The sequence below is a fragment of the Arthrobacter sp. FB24 genome, from assembly GCF_000196235.1.
Classification (GTDB): Bacteria; Actinomycetota; Actinomycetes; order Actinomycetales; family Micrococcaceae; genus Arthrobacter.
Map to the genome: position 1 here is coordinate 3,145,610 of NC_008541.1, position 19,334 is coordinate 3,164,943.

Consider the following 19,334-nt stretch of genomic DNA (forward strand, 5'->3'; position numbering starts at 1 on the left):
TCCGCCTCGGCAATTGAGCCGTTAGCCCGGCAAGTGAGCCTGCCGAAATTCCGGCCTAGGTGGCCTCGGAGTCGAACGGTGCACGCTCGCCGTCGGCCAGCCGTTCAATGACGCGTGCCGGGCGCTCTTCCGCGTAGGACGCGGCAGAGGCCGAGGCAACGGCCGCAACCGTTGCCGGCGCACCGGCGCTGACGGGCTTGGTGTCGTCGTCGAGCAGGGCTTCCTTGATGATCCGGCGGGGATCGTACTGGCGCGGGTCGTATTTCTTCCAGTCGACTTCGTCGATGTCGATCCCGACCTCGTCCTTGATCTGTTCCCGGGCGCCCGACGCCATCCGGCGGACTTCCTTGACCAGGTTCGCCAGTTTCTGGGTGTATTCGGGCAGCCGGCTGGGGCCGATCACCAGGACGCCGATGATCAGCAGAAGAAGAAACTCCGGACCGTTGATTCCAAACACCCTAGGAAGATTACCCTCTCCGGGACACTGGTGACGATTCTGACGCGTGCCGCACAATAGCAGTCACGGCAGGCAGCCCGCTCATGGCGTGAAAAGCTCCAGAATGCGCCCCAGTCCACGCTGCAGCCTTGCGGTCAGGTCTTCCGGGGCGGCCGCGGTGCTGCCGGCCGCTGCGGGCCCCGCAACGTCCTTGATACTGTGCACCGGCTTGACCGAACCTGAGCGAACCAACTCCGCCACGCCGTCGACGGCCGTGTCGGCGGGCAGGTCCGACATATAGGTAAACGTCACACCCGGCGCCTGGTAAATGGCTCGCCACGGGGCTGATGCGTTGATCCAGAGCGACCCGGGTCCGCCAGCGGGACTGCCGGCAGCACCTTGGGGCGCGGGCACGAACCCGTCGTCCGCTGCAGGACGGCCCGTCAGGATATTCGTGGGCGATGACACGGGGACGGTGGATGGTGCAGCGCCAGCCGGGCCTGGCTGCGGATGCTGTTCCAGGACGGTGGCAAAATGCTTCCCGTCGGTAAGCCTCATTTCCAGGATGCCCAGCCCCGCCACAGCTTCGCGCCGGGCCCAGAGCATGTGGAAGCCCATGTGCCGGAGCTCCGGGCAAGACCATCCCTCCGTGCGGAGCTGCGCAAGATCGGCGCTTGTCAGCATGCCGGCCGTCCCCAGGGACGCGGAACCCGTCGACGACTGCAGTCCGAAGGTGGCTTCCTCCTGCTGGACCGACGGTGCGGGTGCACCGCCTGCCTCGGGCCCGGGAACACCGGCCATGAAATATGCGGCGGCAGTGACCACTCCGGCTGCGGCAACAGCTCCGCCTGCTGCGAGGCCCAGGCTCCTCAGCGCCCGGGATCCGGCAGCGGCGTGGCCGGGGGCGGGGTGCCAGCCAGCAGTGTTTTCGGCCGCCTTGGGCGCCGTGGCGAGCTGCTGCGTCCGCGCCAGGAGCCTGGCCGTGAAGTCGTCGCTGGCGGCCGGGATCGAGGCGCGCCGCAGGCGCTCCAGGTACTGGCGTTCACGCCACTGCAGCGACATGCATTCGGGGCAGGACTTTATGTGTTCCGCGCCGCGTCCGCGCTTGCTGCGCGGCAGGAGTCCGCGCGTACAGTTGCCGCCAAGGCCACGCAGCAGGTTTCTCAGCTGACCCATGGAGCCGATCAGAGGATGCCGGCGATGCGGGGCAGCTTAAGCCGTGGCTTGAGGGACTGCCTCGTGCGGGGATCGCGGTGCGCCAGCTTTTCCCGGAGCATGGTGCGTCCGCGGTGTATGCGGGACCGCACGGTTCCGAGTTTCACTCCCAGCGCCTCGGCCACCTCGTCATAGGACAGGCCTTCGAGGTCGCACAGGACGACGGCGGCGCGGAAGTCCGGCGGCAGTTCCTCCAGGGCGGCCTGGACATCGAGGTCCAGGTTGTTGAATTCAAAGCTCTGTTCCGGGCCGGGTTCGCGGCCGGGCAGCCGGGATTCGGCGTCTTCGGCGAGGGCATCAAAGCGGATGCGGCTCTTGCGGCGCGCCTGGTCCAGGAAAAGGTTGGTGGTGATCCGGTGCAGCCAGCCGTCGAGGGTACCGGGCTTGAAGTTCTCCAGCGACCTGAAGACGCGGACGAACACCTCCTGGGTGAGGTCCTCGGCGTCGTACTTGTTGCCGGTCAAACGGTAGGCAAGGCGGTAGACCTTGGCGGAGTGGTTAGTTACCACTTCTTCCCAGGTTGGCCTGACCCACTCCGCTTCTGACTGGGCCACTGAATCTTCAATTGCCGGGACAGGTGCCACAACTGATGCTGACATCGTCCACTCCCCTCATGGATGGTACTAACGCCTGGACGGTGCTGACACCAGTGCTTCGGCGCCGATCACCTCCTGGATGAGCGGATAACAATCATTTCAAAGTTGGCTGGGAATTTCCTGACTATCCATGGGCTTCAGCCTTGGGCGGAATCCCGCGCGGCAGGCGCGCCAGGGATGGTGGTTCCCGTCACATCGGGCCGCAGCCACAGCCTGCCGGGCCGTCACCTCCGGGCCGGGCACCGCCGGACACAGTACGCTGTTAGGAACAATCCCCTGCCGCCCAGAAAGCGAATCCTCATGAGCGCCGATAAGTCCACGAGCTGGTCCTATGCAGAAGATCTGCCTGCCGAGGATGAAGTATTGCTGCATGCTCGGGAGCGTTCCTTTGAGCTGGGCGTGACGCCGGTCGGACCGGGCGTGGGAGCGGTGCTGACGGTACTGGCGGCAGCTTCGAAAGCCCAGACTGCTGTGGAAATCGGCACGGGTGCCGGCGTGTCCGGCGTCTGCCTGCTCCGGGGCCTTGGCCCCCAGGCGGTCCTGACCACCATCGACGTGGACGTGGAACACCTCAGGGCGGCGCGGGAGGCTTTCCAGGAAGCCGGAAGTCCCGCAAACCGCACTCGCACTATTTCCGGCCGTGCCGGCGACGTCCTGCCGCGCCTGACCGACGGCGCTTACGATCTGGTGTTCATCGACGCGGACAAGCCGGGCATCCCGGGGTATGTCGAGCAGGCCATCCGCCTGCTGAAACGCGGCGGCCTGTTGGTCATCAACGACGCCCTGGATAAGGACCGCGTGGCCAACCCGGCGGCCCGGGATTCAACCACGGTGGTTCTTCGCCAGGTGGGCAAGGCAATTCGCGACGACGAACGGCTGGCCTCGGCCATGCTGCCCACCGGTGACGGCCTGTTGGTAGCGGTCAAAAAATAAGGAAGGGCCTGCAGCCACAAGCTGCAGGCCCTACCCGAGCAAATCTATTCGGTAACGCCGACGAGGCATTCCTTGAGGTTTGCCGCCTCTGCCGCGTTAAGTTCGACCACAAGCCGCCCCCCGCCTTCGAGCGGCACACGCATAATCAAGCTGCGGCCCTCTTTGGTTACTTCCATAGGGCCGTCGCCGGTGCGTGGTTTCATAGCCGCCATGAGGAAAATCCCCTCCAATAGTCCCAGGACCTACCAGCCCGGGCGGGCTGTGGCCGCGTCGTCAATCAAGCCGCTATGGCGGCCTAGGAGCTACCGCCATGGCTGAACAGTTGTGAATGCAATTTGTTCATGCTTAACCCCTATTATCCTGTAATTACCCGGCTGTAGCTAATTGATGGATTTTCTTCATCACTTGGAAAATCGTGGCCGACTGTGTCGTGCGTCATAGTTCCGCGGACCGGCTCACGGCGGATAGTCTCCACCACCCGGCAGCTGCGCCCAGGCCCAGAGCCACACGATCCAGACAATCTGGAGCAGGACGAACATGGTGACCACGGTGCCGCGGTAGGCGCGGGAACGCGACAGGAGGGCTGCGCTCAGCGCCAGCGGAAAGAGCGGCAGGAGCATCCGGAACGTGCTGGTCTGGGGATGCAGGAATACGAGCAGATAACCCATGTAGCAGACGCACCAGAGCCGCAGCTCCGGCCCTAGCGCGGCCACCGGAGAAGACGTCATCACAAGCCCGAAGGCCGCAACAAAGACGAATGGAGCCAGCACCCCCAATACTGGGCCGAAAAGCTGGATCCCGGTGTCGAACCACGGCTTAAAGGGCACCAGGTCATGGCCGCGCCAGACGGTTTCCGTCTTGGTGTACGCCGCGGGATCGCCGGTAACGGCCCAGGCAATGGCCGGCCACATCAGGGCGCTGAGTCCGCTGACTGCGGTCAAAGCCGCCAGGCCCAGGAGGTCCCGACCGCCGGGAGGCAGGGTCTCGTCGCCGCGCCGCGTGGCGGGGCGGGTGCGCTCCCACAGGCGATAGGCAAGCAACCCCCCAGCCATGGCGGCAAACGGAACCCCCGTGGGCCGGGAAAGGCACATCAGGACAACTACCGGCATGGCCCACAGATATCGCCTCTGCATGACCAGGAGCAGTGCCGACGCCAGCAGCAACAGGTTCAGCGACTCGGCATAGGGAACCTGGAGGACGGCGGCCACGGGAAAGGTGGAAAAGAAGACCACACCCCACATCGCCGTGCGGTGGGCGGCTTTCTGCCGAAAGAGGCGATACACCACCAGCACGGCACCCAGCCCGGCAGCCATCGCGATGAATGTGAGGGCCAGCGCGGGGTCCATTCCCGTCATGGCCGAGACTGCGCGCCCGAGCATCGGAAAGAGGGCATAGAAAGCCCAGGCGTTCTCCTGGACGTTGCCGCCGTCGTCCACGGGAAGCTGGCTCGGGTAGCCGTTCCGGAGTACCTCGCCGTACCAGCGGGCGTCCCAGATATTGATGAAGTTCCAGTAATCAGGCTTGGCGGGGAACCACGGGTTGACCCCCTGGTGAAGGGCGGCCGCCATGAAGATGCAGGCGCTCACAATCCGTGCAGCAGCGTAGACGCAGGCCACTTGCGCCCACCACGGCCACATGCCGGCGCGCGCAGCAGCGGACCCCATACGTTTGCGCAGCAGGGTATTCAGCCCCTGGTTCCCCTCCGGCACCGCCCGGCCGGCTGACGTGCCCTGCCGGCTCAAGGCCCGCTCTCCCCTGGCTGTGCGGGCGCGCGGAGTTCGGAACGCAGCCGTTCAATTTCGTCGTCCTTCGCGGCAAGCTGGTCCCGGAGGTCGTCCAGGACTTGGTCAACCTGATCCATGCGGTAACCGCGCAGTCCCAGGGCAAAACGGATCCGGTCAACGTCGGCAGGCGCTGCCTCGGCAGGAAGCAGCACCGGGGGCAGCGACGCCACGGGCTCCTCGAAACCGTCCAAAAGCGCGGACTCGGCAGACCGCCCGCGCCGAAAAATACCCGATGCGGAATCAGCTCCGAAGAAGAGCGCGGCGCCGATCAAAGCGATGGCGAGGAATATCAGGAAGAAACTCACAGGATCCATCGTGCCAGACGCCGGCGCAGCCCTTATTCCGGACGCTGGTTGCCGTTCGGCCCGCCCGCTCCGTTGCCTGCACTGGTTTCCGGCGACGGCCGGATGGCACCGTGGATCACCAGATCCACGGCATGTGCAGGCTCGTCCACAACCTGGATGAGGCTCAGGTCCTTCTCGGAGATCATCCCGTCTTCAACGAGCGTGCCCCTGATCCAGTCGATCATGGGTCCCCAGAAGGCAGTGCCGAGGAGCACGATCGGGAACGAGGTGACCTTCCGGGTCTGGACCAGGACCATCGCTTCGAAGAGTTCGTCCAGGGTGCCCAGGCCGCCGGGAAGCACAATAAAACCCTGGGCATACTTCACGAACATCGTCTTCCGCGCGAAGAAATAGCGGAAGTTGATCCCGAGGTCCACCCACTGGTTGAGGCCCTGTTCGAACGGCAGCTCAATGCCAAGCCCCACGGAAACACCGTTTCCCTGAACGGCACCCTTGTTGGCCGCCTCCATGGAGCCCGGACCGCCGCCGGTAATGACGGCAACTCCCGCTTCGGCCAGTTTGCGGCCCACTTCAACGCCCAGCTCGTAGTAGACCGATCCCGGTTTGGTGCGGGCGGATCCAAACACGCTGACGGCCGGCCCCAGGTCCGCCAGGGCACCAAAGCCTTCCACGAACTCACTCTGGATCCTAAGCACCCGCCAGGGATCGGTGTGGACGAACTGGCCCGGCCCCTTGGTGTCCAGCAGGTGCTGGTCCGACATCTCCACTGCCGCCTGTTTGCGTCGCAGCTCCAGCGGACCCTTGTGACGGGTGGCAATGGGAGGTACTGGAGTTGGAGAAGGCTGCGGATCGGTACTCATCCACCAAGGCTAGCGCGGTTCGACAAGCCCCACCGTCCGGCGCGTCCGAACCCGCACCAGCGGGCATCCGGGTCGCTGACCTGCAGGTATCTCTTGAATTACGATCTGTATGAAGTTGGAGTGATTGCCGTCATATCCCGCTAATGTTCGCTAGATTCTCTCTTATGACTACTCAAGTGCCCGGCGATGCGCTCGTCTCCCTGAAAGCCGTGAACAAGCACTACGGCCAGCTGCACGTACTGAAGGACATCAACCTCAACGTCCGCAAGGGCGAAGTTGTTGTGGTCATCGGACCGTCCGGTTCCGGTAAATCGACCCTCTGCCGGGCCATCAACCGTCTGGAGACGATCGATGACGGCAAGATCGCCATCGACGGTAAGGAACTCCCGGAAGAAGGCAAGGAACTCGCCAAGCTGCGGGCCGACGTCGGCATGGTGTTCCAGTCCTTCAATCTCTTTGCCCACAAGACGATCCTCGAGAACGTCACCCTGGGGCCGATCAAGGTAAAAGGGGTGCCCAAGGCGCAGGCCGACAAGGACGCCATGGCACTGCTGGAACGCGTCGGCGTCGGACACCAGGCACCCAAGCTGCCGGCACAGCTCTCCGGCGGCCAGCAGCAGCGCGTGGCAATTGCCCGCGCCCTGGCCATGAAGCCGAAGGTCATGCTCTTTGACGAGCCCACCTCTGCCCTTGACCCGGAGATGATCAACGAAGTCCTTGACGTCATGATCCAGCTGGCCAAGGAAGGGATGACCATGATCGTGGTCACCCACGAAATGGGGTTCGCCCGTAAAGCCGCTGACCGCGTGGTGTTCATGGCGGACGGCCAGATCGTCGAGGACGCGACGCCCGAGGAATTCTTCACGAACCCGCAGAGCAACCGCGCCAAGGATTTCCTCTCCAAGCTCCTCACTCACTGATTCCCCCGAGACCGCACCAACTCAGTTCGCACCTAGGCCACCACAGTGGCCGCCAATGAAAGGTAATGTCATGAAGGCATTTTTGACCCGACGAAAGTCCTTTGTGGTTGCAGCATCAGCAGCCCTCGCTCTGACACTGAGCGCCTGCGGCGGCGGGGGCGGAACCACCAGCAATCCGTCGGTCGCCGAGAAGCCAACCTTTGCGGCAGGCAGCACAATGGAGAAGCTCTCCAAGGCCGGTTCCATCAAGATCGGCACCAAGTTTGACCAGCCGTTGTTCGGCCAGGTTGGCCTGGACGGCAAGCCCATCGGCTTTGACGTCGAGATGGGCAAACTCATTGCCGCCAAACTGGGCATCCCTGCGGACAAGATCGAATGGTCTGAGACTGTTTCGGCCAACCGCGAACCTTTCATCGAGCAGGGCAAGGTGGATCTGGTCATCGCCACCTACACCATCAACGACAAGCGCAAGCAGGTCGTCAGCTTCGCCGGACCTTATTACGAGGCGGGACAGGCCCTGATGGTGAACAAGGACAACGACACCATCAAGAAGCCGGAAGACGTCAAGGGCAAGAAGGTCTGCTCCGTAACGGGGTCCACCCCGGCGGCCACTATCGTGGAAAAGTACGGAGCTGAACTCGTTCCCGCAGCCACCTACTCGGCCTGCCTGGAACCTCTGCGCAACAAGCAGGTGGAAGCCATCACTACGGACAACGTGATCCTGGCCGGCTTCGTGGACAAGGAACCGGAAGCCTTCAAGCTGGCCTCGGATGAAACCTTCACCAAGGAGCCTTACGGCATCGGCCTGAAGAAGGACGACACCGTTTTCCGCAACTGGATCAACGACCAGCTGGAAGAGTTCAGCAGGGACGGGTCTTACAAGAAGGCCTGGGAAGCGACCGCTGGCTCCGTCATTAAGACGGCCCCGGAACTCCCCGCCATCGACCGCTACTAAGTAGCTCGGGGCGGTTGCCGAGTCCGCTCACCGCGGCTCCGGCAACCGCCCACCCATCTTCGCTCCCGTCCGCGACACACAGCCGAAGGATGTTATGGACGTCATCATTGAAAACCTGCCACTTTACTGGGAGGGCTTTCTCCGAACCCTGTTCCTGTCTGCCGTATCCGGAGTAATCGCCCTGGTGCTGGGAACGGTGCTCGCCGCAGCCCGGGTCTCCCCCGTTGCTGCCCTCCGCGGCTTCAGCATGACCTACGTGGAAATCCTGCGGAACACCCCCCTGACGATTGCCTTCTTCTTTGCGGCGATCGTCCTCCCCAGGCTCGGGGTGAAATTCGAGCAGTTCGAAGTGGCCGCCATTATTGCCCTCAGCGCCTACACAGCCGCCTTCATCGCCGAAGCTGTGCGCTCGGGCGTCAACAGCGTTCCCGTCGGGCAGGCCGAGGCTGCACGCAGCATCGGCATGAAATTCGGCCAGGTGCTATCCCTCATCATTCTTCCGCAGGCTTTACGGACGGTGATCCCGCCGTTGATCAACATCCTGATTGCACTCGTGAAGAACTCCTCCGTTGCCGGCGCGTTCTTCGTACTGGAATTGTTCGGCTACGGCCGCCAGCTCGCCAATGCCAACGGTGATGCTGTGCTGGCCGTTCTCCTCGGAGTGGCTTTCTTCTACCTGCTGATCACTGTTCCGCTGGGCATCCTGGCGAGCACCGTCGAACGAAAGGTGGCGATCGCCCGATGAGCTCAGTCCTGTACGACGTCCCGGGGCCAAAAGCCCGAAGGGTCTCACTGATCGGCTCTGTTGTCGGTTCACTCCTCATTCTTGGCCTGCTGGCATGGATCGTCAGCACGCTGGCTCAGCAAGGCATCTTCGAGGGACGGCGCTGGGCCATCTTCACGCGCGCGGATGTATGGGCGCTGCTCGGCAACGGCATCGGCGCAACCCTCAGCGCTGCAGCTGTTGCCGCCGTCATCGCGTTCCCCTTGGGACTGCTGCTCTGCCTGATGCGCATTTCCGACCTCGCCGCCATCCGGATCCCCACCCGGATCGTGCTGGAATTCCTTCGTGGCATGCCGGTTGTTCTAATGATGTTTTTCGTTCTGCTGGTCTTTGGCACGAACCAGTTCATCGCGGTAGTGGCAGGCCTTGTCCTGTACAACGCGGCCGTTTTCGCGGAAATCATCCGCGCCGGTATCCAATCCCTGCCGAAGGGCCAGCGCGAAGCAGGCCTGACCATTGGACTGACAAGCTTCCAGTCCCGCATGATCATTGAACTGCCACAGGCAGTCCGCCGGATGATGCCCTCGCTGGTGGCCCAGCTCGTGGTACTGCTGAAGGATACGTCCCTGGGTTACATCGTCGCCTACGGTGAGCTGCTCCGTGCCGTCCAGGTCATGGCAGACTTCCTGGGAACACAGTTCCTGTTCCCGGTCTTCTTTGTGGCGGCTGCGATCTACATTGCCATCAACATCTGCGTTTCGCGCATCGCGGTCTGGATCGAACGCCGCGGCTCCAAGAAGGCCGCCGGCGGCGTGGCCAAGGCTGAGCCTGAGCCGATTGAAGCCGAAGTGGCATAGCAACCACGACGTGATGTACCAGGAAGGCCCGGATCACATGATCCGGGCCTTCCTCGCAACCAGGGTCGTCTTCCTGCCTAGTCGGCCAGCCACGTCCGAAGCGCCCGCAGGCATTCGCGGATCGCGTCGGCGTCGACGTGTTCGTCGTCCTTGTGCGCCAGCAGGGGATCGCCCGGGCCGAAGTTAACGGCAGGGATCCCCAGCTCGCTGAAACGTGCGACGTCAGTCCAGCCGTACTTGGGTTTCGGTTCCGCGCCGACCGCGGCCACGAAGGACGCGGCAGCCGGATGGTTCAGACCGGGCCGCGCGCCGGCGGCGCTGTCCGTTTTGACGACGTCGAAGCCGTCGAGAAGTTCCCGTACGTGAGCTTCCGCCTGTTCCGGGGACTTGTCCGGGGCAAAGCGGTAGTTGATCTCCACCACGCAACGGTCGGGGATGACATTGCCTGCCGTGCCCCCGTTGATCTTCACAGCATTGAGGCTTTCGCGATAGTCCAGGCCGTCCACACTGATGGTGGCCGGTTCATAGGCGGCCAGCCTGGCGAGGATAGGGGCCGCAGCATGGATGGCGTTGCTGCCCATCCAGGCCCGGGCGGAGTGCGCGGCTTCGCCGATGGTGGTTGCCTCGAAGCGCATGGTGCCGTTGCATCCGCCCTCCACAGTGCCGTGTGTCGGCTCCAGCAGGATGGCAAAGTCGCCGTTCAGGAGCTCGCCATGGTTGCGGACCAGGCGCCCGAGTCCGCTCTTCACCGCTTCCACTTCCTCGTGGTCGTAGAACACGAAGGTGACGTCCTTGCTCGGTTCCGCGCCGCCGTCGAACATTGTTGCCGCCAGTGCCAGCTGCACCGCGACTCCGCCCTTCATGTCCGTGGTGCCGCGGCCGTACAGCAGCCCTTCCCCCGGCGCGCCGGACGGCCAGAACGATGGGACGGTGCCCAGTGCCCCTTCGGTGGTCGGCAGGGGCACCGTATCCAGGTGCCCGGCCAGGATGACCCGCTCCGGGCGGCCCAGCTGGGTACGGGCAATGATGGAGTCGCCGTCCCGGACGATCTTGAGCTGCGGAATCTTGAGCAGGGCATGTTCGACGGCGTCGGCCAGTTCCTTTTCGTTGGCCGAGACGCTGTTGATGTCGATGAGCGCAGCGGTGAGGAGGGCGACGTCCTGGCGGAGATCCAGGCGGACAGAGGCGGTTTGAGCAGTCACGATGACAGTCTAGTTCGAGACCTGCCCGCGCCTCTCGATAGACTGGGACCATGACTGAAACCGCTGCCGCTTCCGCCGTGCCCGCTGACAATTCCGCCTCCGCCGACACCCGCTCCGCCTACGGCTACGGTGTGGCCACCGTCTCCACCCGTAACGGCGAGGCTACGGTGCTCGACGTCTGGTTCCCGGCACCGTCCCTTGGAACCGCAGCGGACAGCCTCCGGAATGTGGAAAGCGCCGATCCGGTGCTGGCCGAGATCGCTGCGGCCGGCACCGACGCGGACCGCGGCACCGAACAACAGGTTGTATTCGTCCAGGTGCACCTCGACGAAGCCCCGGCCGATACCGCGGATGCCTACCTGCGGCTGCACCTGCTCTCGCACCGGCTGGTCCGGCCCAACACCATCAACCTGGACGGCATCTTCGGCAAGCTCCCCAACGTCGTGTGGACGAACTTCGGTCCGGCTGCCGTTGAGGGCTTCGAACTGACCCGTGCAAAGCTGCGCAAGCGCGGCGCCGTGACGGTCTACGGCGTGGACAAGTTCCCCCGCATGGTGGATTACGTGGTGCCTGCAGGTGTCCGGATCGCCGACGCCGACCGCGTCCGGCTCGGCGCCTACCTTGCCGAGGGCACCACGGTGATGCACGAAGGCTTCGTCAATTTCAACGCCGGCACCCTGGGAACCTCCATGGTTGAAGGCCGCATCTCAGCCGGTGTCGTCACGGGCGACGGTACCGATGTTGGCGGCGGCGCGTCGATCATGGGCACCCTGTCCGGCGGCGGCAAGGAGAAGATCTCCCTCGGCGAACGTGTCCTGCTGGGCGCAAACTCCGGTGTGGGCATCAGCATCGGCGACGACTCGGTGGTGGAAGCCGGCCTGTACGTCACGGCCGGTACCCGCGTCCGCGTGATCGGGCCGAAGGACGCCGACGGCGAGGACACCACCCGGGTGGTCAAGGCAGTTGAGCTCTCCGGTGTGCCGAACCTGTTGTTCCGCCGCAATTCCGCGAGCGGCGCTGTTGAGGTGCTCCCCCGCAAGGGGCAGACCGTGGAACTCAACGAGGCACTCCACGCCAACTAATTCCGCCCGCCCGCAGAAGTCAACCGGCCCGTCCAGGGCCTGAGGGAGTAGCCCCGTGTCACGGAGACGCGGCCTGCGCCGCCTGCTAGTGCTGGGGCTGGCCCTGGCCCTGATTGCCGGCGGCATCTACACGGCAGTGGCCTTTATCCAGCGCTCGGAAACGCTCATTGCCGAGAAGTGCACCGCCGCCGTCGGGTCACGGAAGGCCGACCTGGCCACTGACCAGGCGGCAAACGCGGCCCTGATCACCGCCGTCGCCGTGCGCCGTGGGCTGCCGCCCAGGGCGGCGAGCATCGCTTTGGCCACTGCCATGCAGGAATCCAAGCTGCGCAACATCGAGCACGGAGACAAGGCCGGGCCGGATTCGCGCGGCCTGTTCCAGCAGCGCCCTTCGCAGGGCTGGGGCACCGAGGAACAGGTGATGGACCCGTATTATTCGACCGGGGCCTTCTTCGACGCCTTGGTGAAGATCCCGGGTTACGAGTCATTGGAAGTCACGGCTGCCGCGCAGCAAGTCCAGCGCTCAGCCTACCCCGCAGCTTACGCGGAGCATGAGGACATGGGCCGGGCCTTTGCCTCTGCCCTGACCGGGCAGTCCCCCGCTGCGCTGGACTGCACCCTCAAGTCTCCGGAGGGTGCAGGTGATGTCCAGGCCGTTCTCGCCGAAATCAACGCGGCCTTCGGGAACGTCCAGGGTTCGGCAGACGGCAGGACAATCGTGCTGCAGGCGGACGGCAGCGAGGCGTGGGCCGTTGCGCAGTGGGCTGTGGCGAACGCGAAGTCCCTTTCGGTCACGGAGGTCGGAGTGGACGGACGCAGCTGGGACCGGGCGTCCAGGAACGGCTGGCAGCCCTCGGGCGCTCAGCCCGGCCAGGTCACGGTCACCGTCGCCGCCGGGGTTCCCTGACGGTCCGGGGTTCCCTGACGATCAGACGAGCAGTTCCACAACGGGTTGGACGTAGCTTCGGAACACCTCGGGCTGGGAAAGCAGTTCCTTGCTCATGATGATCTTGTCCGGCTCCAGGTACCACGCCCGTGGTTCCGTCAGCGGAAGTTCAATAATGGTCAGCGTGAAGTCACGCGACCCGCGGCCCACTTCCAGCAGGCGGTCCTCCACCATGTCGCCGAGGAGTTGCGGGGCGCCGCTGGCCTCCCGTTCGGCTTCGAGCGCCGCATATTCGGCACGACGCTCCCGTGCCCAGGTCAGAGCCGAACCGAAGTGGGCCTGCAGCACGCGCTGGAGAGCCGGAGAGTTGCCAAAGGCCTCGAAATCCGGCGGCGTTACGTCCGGGGTCATTTGGGGATGCGCCTTGAGCAGCTGCTCCCACCAGGCCTCCCATTCCGTCTTCAGCGCACTGATTCCGCCTACTTCGGATGTGAGGTTGCTGTGGTCCACGGGACGGATTTTCGGTGCCAAATGGCTAAGCGCCGGACGCCCGGCGGAGTTGAGGCCTGCGGCGTCGCGAACATAAAGCGCGATGAGCATGGGACCCGAGGTGTCCATGGTGATTCGCCAGCCAGGACCGCCTGTTTGGTGCATCCGAATGGCCTCCCTTGGCATGTTTACTGTCCCAGTGTATTCCTGATGACTACCCACGTTAATGGCTGGTTGAAGACTAGCCCAGACTCCGCAGATGCGATGACAGGACGTCCCGGCACATCTCGGCTGTCATCCATTCCGGCTGCAGCAGGGCGTGCATCGTCAATCCGTCCAAGGTAGCCAGCAGCCTCTCCGCTTCAGTGACCAGGGCCTGGTGCCCGTCGGCGTCCTCTGTATCTCCGGGTCCGCGGAGTTCCATGATCAGCCACCCCACGACGGCGGCAACAGCGCGGTGGCTGCGGTCGGCCTCGGCGGCCAGGAACGGCCTGATCCGGGCGGCATTCTTGAACGCCATCCAGACACACGCGTCCACTGCCCGTTCCTCGTCCAGCGGGAGGAACTGGCCCAGCAGGGTTAACAAGCCCTCCCCGTGCCCGGGGGTCCCGGGGTCCTGGCGGCTGAGGTGTTCCCGGGCCGCATCCAACCTGCCGGTGATCCTGTCAACCACGACGCCAAAGGAATGGGCCAGCAAGTCGTCGCTGCTGGCGAAGTAATGGCGGACGGAACCTACCGCCAGTCCGGCTTCGTCAGCCACCTCACGCAGGGACGCCCGTTCCAGTCCGTCCGCCGCGATGATCCTGAAGACTGCTTCGACAACTTCCCGGCGCCGGACTGCGGCATCAACAATTTTGGGCACCCTTATTATTTAGCACAGTTGTGCCGCCAAGGTGTGGGCAACACGGGCGGAAGCCTGGCGAATTGGGATAGCGTTGAGTCCATGAGAATTCTGGTTACGGGCGGCACCGGCTACATCGGGTCCCACACTGTTCTGTCCCTGCAGGAAGCCGGCCATGAGGTAGTGGTCATCGACAACCTGGTTAATTCAAGCGAAGAGTCGCTGCGCCGCGTAGCCGAGCTCAGCGGCAAGGAGGCGGTGTTCCACAACGTAGACCTCGTGGATGAGGCGGCCGTGAATGCCGTCTTCGCTCAGGACCGGATCGATGCAGTGATCCACTTCGCCGGGCTCAAGGCCGTGGGCGAATCCGTGCGGGAGCCGCTGAAGTACTACTACAACAACCTCGTAGGCACGCTGAACCTCATCCGCGTCATGGACCGGCATGACGTCCGTTCCCTGGTGTTCAGCTCCTCCGCCACCGTGTACGGCGAGCACAATCCCATCCCCTACGTCGAAAAGATGGAGATCGGCGCCAACAATCCCTACGGCCGGACCAAGGAACAAATCGAGGACATCCTGTCGGACCTCGGGGCCGCGGACACCCGCTGGCACATCGCACTCCTGCGGTACTTCAACCCCGTGGGAGCGCACCCGTCCGGCCGGATCGGCGAAGATCCGCAGGGCATCCCCAACAATCTGGTGCCTTTCATCGCACAGGTCGCCGTGGGCCGCCGCGAGAAGCTGATGGTCTTCGGCGGCGACTACGACACTCCTGACGGAACCTGCCTGCGTGACTACATCCATGTCGTGGATCTTGCCGAGGGCCACGTCGCGGCACTCAACCACGTAGCTGACCGTACCGGAGTCTTCCGCTGGAACCTCGGCTCCGGCAAGGGGTCTTCCGTCCTGGAAGTGCTGCGCTCCTTCGAAAAGGCCGTGGGCCACGAGCTCCCCTACGAGATCACCGGCCGCCGGGCGGGAGACCTTCCGGCGTTCTGGGCTGATGCCACGTCCGCGCTGGCCGACCTGAGCTGGTCCACCACCAAGACGGTGGACCAGATGTGCGAGGACCACTGGCGCTGGCAGAAGAACAACCCCTTGGGCTACAACTCCTAGAACCGTCCGGTGGTTGAGCCCGTCGAAACCGATCTCGACAGGCTCGGTCACCGGTGAAAACGCACGACGCCGGCTGCGCACCTAAGGTGTGCAGCCGGCGTCGTCCTTTAAGTCACCGGTTGATAGTCGGCCCGGCTAGCTGACCGGGTAGTTGCGCTCCGGCTCTCCTGTGTAGAGCTGGCGCGGACGGCCGATCTTGGTGCTGGGATCGTTGATCATTTCGCGCCACTGGGCAATCCAGCCCGGCAGGCGGCCGATCGCAAAGAGGACCGTGAACATCTTCTCCGGGAAGCCCATGGCCTTGTAGATCAGGCCGGTGTAGAAATCCACGTTCGGGTAGAGCTTGCGCTGGATGAAGTAGTCATCACCCAGGGCCTTCTCTTCGAGGCGCATGGCGATGTCCAGCAGTTCGTCGTTGCCGCCAAGCTTGCCGAGCACTTCGTGTGCCGTGTCCTTGACGATCCTGGCCCGCGGATCGTAGTTCTTGTAGACGCGGTGCCCGAAGCCCATGAGCCGGACGCCGTCTTCCTTGTTTTTGACCTTCTCCATGTAGTCCTCGGGCTTGATGCCCTCGGTCTGGATCTGGCGCAGCATCTTGAGTACTGCCTCGTTGGCGCCGCCGTGGGCAGGGCCGAAGAGTGCGTTGATACCTGCAGATACGGAGGCAAAGAGGTTCGCATTGGACGAGCCCACCAGGCGCACCGTCGACGTGGAGCAGTTCTGCTCGTGGTCCGCGTGCAGGATCAGGAGCAGGTCCAGCGCCTTGACCATGACCGGGTCCAGCTCGTACTGCTCGGCCGGGAGGCCAAAGCTGAGGCGGAGGAAGTTCTCCACGAGGTTCATGGAGTTGTCCGGGTAGAGCATGGGCTGGCCGATGCTCTTCTTCAATGCGTAGGCGGCGATGACCGGCATTTTGGCCAGGAGCCGGTAGGTGGACACTTCCACATGCTCGGCGTTGAAGGGGTCCAGGGAATCCTGGTAGAAGGTGGAGAGGGCGGATACTGCAGAGGAGAGTACCGGCATCGGGTGCGCGTCACGCGGGAAGCCGCCGAAGAAGCCCTTCAGCTCTTCATGCAGCAGGGTGTGGCGGCGGATCCGCTGGTCAAAGGCGTCCAGCTCGGTGGGCGTCGGCAGGTTGCCGTAGATCAGCAGGTAGGAAACTTCCAGGAAGCTGGAGTGCTGGGCCAGCTGCTCGATCGGGTACCCGCGGTACCGCAGGATTCCGGCATCGCCGTCGATGTAGGTAATGGCCGATGTGGTGGCCGCGGTGTTCATGAAACCGGGGTCAAAGGCAACGGCGCCTGTCTGCTTCAGCAGTTTGGAAACGTCATAGCCTTCGTTTCCTTCTACAACCTTGATGCGCGGGAGTTCGAGTTCGCCGCCCGCGTGGCGCAGGGTTGCGCTGGTGGTCTCAGTCATGGAGTCTCCTCATGAGGCGCCAGGGCCTCTCTGTAGAAAGCTTGATCCAACCTCCGGTGGAGCCGCCCGAGGAGCCTGCAAGGCAGGGATTCCAACGGCCGGGCTGCCTTCTTGTAGAAAGCCACCATTGATAGTCAGTTAAAAAGTACCGCTCCAAGGCAAGGTGACACTAATCCGGTAGTGCCTAAATGCCCCTAAAACGCCCCCGTTGTGTTGCGTGTCACATCATTGTTACGGACCCGTAGCCACTAAGTGCCGGCGGTCAGCCGTGCCACTGCCGCGTCGATCCGCTCGTCCGCGGCAGTCAGCGCCACCCGGATGAACCCGTTGCCGGCGTCGCCGTAGAAGACGCCGGGCCCCACCACGATTCCTAGCTCGGCCAGCCTGCCCACGGTGTCCCACGTTGCCTCTCCGGCAGTGCACCACAGGTAGAGCCCGGCCCTGGACTCGTGGATTGTCAGCCCGAAGGCCTCGAGTGCCGGAACTATCCGTTCCCGCCGTCCGCGGTAAAGGTCTTTCTGGGCCTCTACGTGGGCATCGTCCCCGAGTGCGACCCGCATTGCTTCCTGCACCGGGTAGGGAACGATCATGCCGGCGTGTTTGCGGCTGTTGACCAGGTTGGCCATGATCACCGGATCGCCCGCGACGAACGCGGCGCGGTAGCCCGCAAGGTTTGACTGCTTACTCAGCGAATACACCGCGAGCAGGCCGTCATGGGATGCTCCGGCAACGCGGGGGTCCAGGATGCTGGGCACCGGGTGGCCGCCGCGCTGGACGTCCCACTCCCCCCAGCCGAGCTCCGCATAGCATTCGTCGGACGCAACCACGGCGCCTAGCCCTCGGGCCTGGTCCACGATCCGCTTCAACGATGCGGCGTCACGGACGCTTCCCGTGGGGTTGGCCGGCGAGTTGACCCAGACGAGCCGGACGCGCTGCCGTGTGTCGTCATCCAGTTCATCAAGGTCGTCGGCCGCAATCTGTTCAGCGCCGGCGAATGACGCCCCGATGTCGTACGTGGGGTAAGCAACGGTAGGACGGACGACGACGTCTCCGGGCTTCAGGCCCAAGAGGAACGGCAGCCAGGCCACAAGTTCCTTCGACCCGACGGTGGGCATCACGTCCCGGGGGTCCAGCCCGGGAACGCCGCGGCGGCGCGCGAACCAATCGGCGATCGCTGCGCGAAGTTCCGGCGTTCCATGCACTGTGGGGTACCCCGGAGCGTCAGCGGCCCGCTGGAGCGCCTCCTGGATCAGCGCGGGCGTATGGTCCACGGGCGTGCCGATGGAAAGGTTGACTGCCCCTCCGGGGTACTCCGCGGCCCTGGCAAGATACGGTGCCATGGCTTCCCACGGGTAATCGGGCAGGCTGAGTCCGAAGCTGCGTACCGCGGAGGTCACGCCAGACGCCTCAGTGATCCTGGTTCTGGGGCGGCAGGGCGGCAATCATCGGGTGGTCGGTGTGCGTGTTGCCCACCTTAGCGGCGCCGCCGGGAGAACCCAGCTCGTCGAAGAATTCAACGTTGGCCTTGTAGTAGTCGGCCCACTCATCGGGGGTGTCATCCTCGTAGTAGATGGCTTCGACGGGGCAGACCGGCTCGCAGGCGCCGCAGTCGACGCATTCGTCCGGATGAATGTAGAGGGACCGCTCACCCTCGTAGATGCAGTCGACGGGGCATTCCTCAATACATGCCTTGTCCTTGACATCTACACACGGCTGCGCGATTACGTACGTCACGTCCCTTGCCTCTCCACGTTGGTTCCGGCGTTCGGCCGGATATCACTCCCGGCCTGAGCGCCGGGCTGCTGACTTCTGAGCCTATTATCTACCAGCCTGTTCCCGCGAACCTAGCGCGTCATACAAAGCCCTGCGTCATACAAGCCCGGCGTCCTAGTATGAAGTGGTGAATTCGCAGATCCCCCCTCCCCGGCAGTTCCTTGAAGGCGCCCCCCTGGGCACGAGGGTGGTGGTGCGTTACAGGATAGCGGAGGGACTGACGGACGCACTGGGCGACCTGGTGGGGATCAACCAGGCGGAATGCACCGTGCGGACCCGGCGGACAGACGTCGTCATTCCGTTGGCCATGGTGGTGGCGGCGAAGCCGGTGCCGCCGGCACCGGCGCGGCGTGCCGCGCGTACCGCGCCCTGGCCCCAGCCGTAGCCGTACCGACCGGCTTGGCTACACTTTCCCTATGAACCGGCCGGAGCAGGACCCTGATGCGGACGTTGCCGCCAAGGGCCGTGCCCTCAGCTCGCCGCTGCGGCTTCGGATCCTGCGGATGTGCCTGCACCAGTCCCGGACCAACAAGGAGATCGCCGAACTCCTCGGCCTCAACCCGGCGTCAAGCCTGCACCACGTCCGGACTCTCGTGCGGACCGGGTTCCTGGTACCTGAGGAGCGCCGGAAAGGCAAGAAGGGCGCCGTCGAGGTTCCCTACACGGCAAGCCGCACGTCCTGGCGTACGCCCGTCGACAACGTGGCTCCTATCCTGATCGAGACGTTCCTGCAGGAGACCAGGGATCTTCCGTCGGAAGACATCGAGGTGTGGCGCCTCGGGGTGAAATTCAACGCCGCCCGCCGGGAGGAAATGCTCGGCAAGCTGAGAGCGGTCATGGAAGAGTACGTCCGGCTCCCGGCCGACGACGACGGCGAGGCCACCTCGCTGATGATCGCCCACCACCGGGACCCCACAGCCGGTTGAGCCGGCGCTGACGAA

The 19,334-nt window shown here is 64.2% G+C and carries 23 protein-coding genes; 10 read left to right on the top strand and 13 right to left on the bottom strand.

Translation table 11 applies throughout. The features are described 5' to 3' along the window. Positions 1-55: 55 nt before the first annotated feature. From ARTH_RS14190 to sigE, 3 genes are all read right to left on the bottom strand, one after another. Positions 56-457: a hypothetical protein gene (locus ARTH_RS14190; RefSeq protein WP_011692633.1), complete on the bottom strand. Its 402-nt coding sequence runs from the start codon at positions 455-457 to the stop codon at positions 56-58. Between the two features lie 81 nt (positions 458-538). Then, entirely contained in the window at positions 539-1,612 is a 1,074-nt protein-coding gene (locus tag ARTH_RS14195) for a hypothetical protein (protein ID WP_011692634.1), read from the bottom strand. Between the two features lie 8 nt (positions 1,613-1,620). After that, entirely contained in the window at positions 1,621-2,250 is a 630-nt protein-coding gene (gene sigE, locus ARTH_RS14200; RefSeq protein WP_011692635.1) for an RNA polymerase sigma factor SigE, read from the bottom strand. A gap of 297 nt (positions 2,251-2,547) precedes the next feature. Here sigE and ARTH_RS14205 point away from each other — a divergent pair, with 297 nt between their 5' ends. Then, positions 2,548-3,180, top strand: a complete 633-nt coding sequence (locus tag ARTH_RS14205) for an O-methyltransferase (protein WP_011692636.1) — start codon at positions 2,548-2,550, stop codon at positions 3,178-3,180. A 44-nt stretch (positions 3,181-3,224) separates the two neighbouring features. Here ARTH_RS14205 and ARTH_RS23335 read toward each other — a convergent pair whose 3' ends face one another. The 4 genes from ARTH_RS23335 to ARTH_RS14220 all read right to left on the bottom strand — a co-directional run bounded on the left by ARTH_RS23335 (position 3,225) and on the right by ARTH_RS14220 (position 6,129). Continuing rightward, positions 3,225-3,392, bottom strand: a complete 168-nt coding sequence (locus ARTH_RS23335) for a DUF3117 domain-containing protein (RefSeq protein ID WP_009357720.1) — start codon at positions 3,390-3,392, stop codon at positions 3,225-3,227. A gap of 243 nt (positions 3,393-3,635) precedes the next feature. Continuing rightward, positions 3,636-4,844: a hypothetical protein gene (locus tag ARTH_RS14210; RefSeq protein WP_156810822.1), complete on the bottom strand. Its 1,209-nt coding sequence runs from the start codon at positions 4,842-4,844 to the stop codon at positions 3,636-3,638. 74 nt (positions 4,845-4,918) lie between these two features. Continuing rightward, complete coding sequence (locus ARTH_RS14215) at positions 4,919-5,278, bottom strand: DivIVA domain-containing protein (RefSeq protein ID WP_011692638.1); 360 nt, start codon at positions 5,276-5,278, stop codon at positions 4,919-4,921. Positions 5,279-5,301: 23 nt separating this feature from the next. Beyond that, positions 5,302-6,129: a TIGR00730 family Rossman fold protein gene (locus ARTH_RS14220; RefSeq protein ID WP_011692639.1), complete on the bottom strand. Its 828-nt coding sequence runs from the start codon at positions 6,127-6,129 to the stop codon at positions 5,302-5,304. A gap of 164 nt (positions 6,130-6,293) precedes the next feature. Between ARTH_RS14220 and ARTH_RS14225 the strand changes: the two genes are divergently transcribed. From ARTH_RS14225 to ARTH_RS14240, 4 genes are all read left to right on the top strand, one after another. After that, positions 6,294-7,049, top strand: coding sequence for an amino acid ABC transporter ATP-binding protein (locus tag ARTH_RS14225; protein WP_043429919.1), 756 nt, complete (start codon positions 6,294-6,296; stop codon positions 7,047-7,049). Positions 7,050-7,119: 70 nt separating this feature from the next. Next, on the top strand, positions 7,120-8,004 hold the full coding sequence (locus tag ARTH_RS14230) for a glutamate ABC transporter substrate-binding protein (protein WP_011692641.1): 885 nt from the start codon (positions 7,120-7,122) through the stop codon (positions 8,002-8,004). Positions 8,005-8,098: 94 nt separating this feature from the next. Beyond that, entirely contained in the window at positions 8,099-8,749 is a 651-nt protein-coding gene (locus tag ARTH_RS14235) for an amino acid ABC transporter permease (RefSeq protein ID WP_011692642.1), read from the top strand. Further along, positions 8,746-9,585: an amino acid ABC transporter permease gene (locus ARTH_RS14240; protein WP_011692643.1), complete on the top strand. Its 840-nt coding sequence runs from the start codon at positions 8,746-8,748 to the stop codon at positions 9,583-9,585. Before ARTH_RS14235 ends, ARTH_RS14240 begins: the two co-directional genes overlap by 4 nt. Before the next feature lie 77 nt (positions 9,586-9,662). Here the strand turns inward: ARTH_RS14240 and dapE are convergent, their stop codons facing one another. Continuing rightward, positions 9,663-10,787: a succinyl-diaminopimelate desuccinylase gene (gene dapE, locus ARTH_RS14245; RefSeq protein ID WP_011692644.1), complete on the bottom strand. Its 1,125-nt coding sequence runs from the start codon at positions 10,785-10,787 to the stop codon at positions 9,663-9,665. 50 nt (positions 10,788-10,837) lie between these two features. Here dapE and dapD point away from each other — a divergent pair, with 50 nt between their 5' ends. Together dapD and ARTH_RS14255 are read left to right on the top strand one after the other, a co-directional pair. After that, the gene (gene dapD, locus ARTH_RS14250; protein ID WP_011692645.1) at positions 10,838-11,869 is read left to right on the top strand and encodes a 2,3,4,5-tetrahydropyridine-2,6-dicarboxylate N-succinyltransferase; all 1,032 of its coding nucleotides are present in this window, start codon (positions 10,838-10,840) and stop codon (positions 11,867-11,869) included. Positions 11,870-11,924: 55 nt separating this feature from the next. Next, complete coding sequence (locus ARTH_RS14255) at positions 11,925-12,776, top strand: hypothetical protein (protein WP_011692646.1); 852 nt, start codon at positions 11,925-11,927, stop codon at positions 12,774-12,776. 21 nt (positions 12,777-12,797) lie between these two features. Here the strand turns inward: ARTH_RS14255 and ARTH_RS14260 are convergent, their stop codons facing one another. Further along, the gene (locus ARTH_RS14260; RefSeq protein ID WP_011692647.1) at positions 12,798-13,409 is read right to left on the bottom strand and encodes a hypothetical protein; all 612 of its coding nucleotides are present in this window, start codon (positions 13,407-13,409) and stop codon (positions 12,798-12,800) included. Positions 13,410-13,485: 76 nt separating this feature from the next. After that, positions 13,486-14,106, bottom strand: coding sequence for a TetR/AcrR family transcriptional regulator (locus ARTH_RS14265; RefSeq protein ID WP_011692648.1), 621 nt, complete (start codon positions 14,104-14,106; stop codon positions 13,486-13,488). Between the two features lie 81 nt (positions 14,107-14,187). Between ARTH_RS14265 and galE the strand changes: the two genes are divergently transcribed. Continuing rightward, positions 14,188-15,201 (top strand): UDP-glucose 4-epimerase GalE, encoded by a 1,014-nt coding sequence (gene galE / locus ARTH_RS14270; protein ID WP_011692649.1) that lies wholly within the window; start codon positions 14,188-14,190, stop codon positions 15,199-15,201. Between the two features lie 135 nt (positions 15,202-15,336). Here the strand turns inward: galE and ARTH_RS14275 are convergent, their stop codons facing one another. From ARTH_RS14275 to fdxA, 3 genes are all read right to left on the bottom strand, one after another. Beyond that, positions 15,337-16,620, bottom strand: coding sequence for a citrate synthase (locus tag ARTH_RS14275; RefSeq protein ID WP_011692650.1), 1,284 nt, complete (start codon positions 16,618-16,620; stop codon positions 15,337-15,339). 248 nt (positions 16,621-16,868) lie between these two features. After that, complete coding sequence (gene dapC / locus ARTH_RS14280; protein WP_011692651.1) at positions 16,869-18,017, bottom strand: succinyldiaminopimelate transaminase; 1,149 nt, start codon at positions 18,015-18,017, stop codon at positions 16,869-16,871. A 10-nt stretch (positions 18,018-18,027) separates the two neighbouring features. Next, a complete protein-coding gene (fdxA, locus tag ARTH_RS14285; protein WP_011692652.1) occupies positions 18,028-18,354 on the bottom strand; it encodes a ferredoxin in 327 nt (108 codons plus the stop codon). A 166-nt stretch (positions 18,355-18,520) separates the two neighbouring features. On the opposite strand from fdxA, the gene ARTH_RS14290 reads away from it, so the two are divergent. After that, positions 18,521-18,778, top strand: coding sequence for a putative acetyltransferase (locus ARTH_RS14290; RefSeq protein ID WP_232223521.1), 258 nt, complete (start codon positions 18,521-18,523; stop codon positions 18,776-18,778). Between the two features lie 31 nt (positions 18,779-18,809). Then, complete coding sequence (locus tag ARTH_RS14295; protein WP_011692654.1) at positions 18,810-19,319, top strand: ArsR/SmtB family transcription factor; 510 nt, start codon at positions 18,810-18,812, stop codon at positions 19,317-19,319. Positions 19,320-19,334 lie beyond the last annotated feature (15 nt).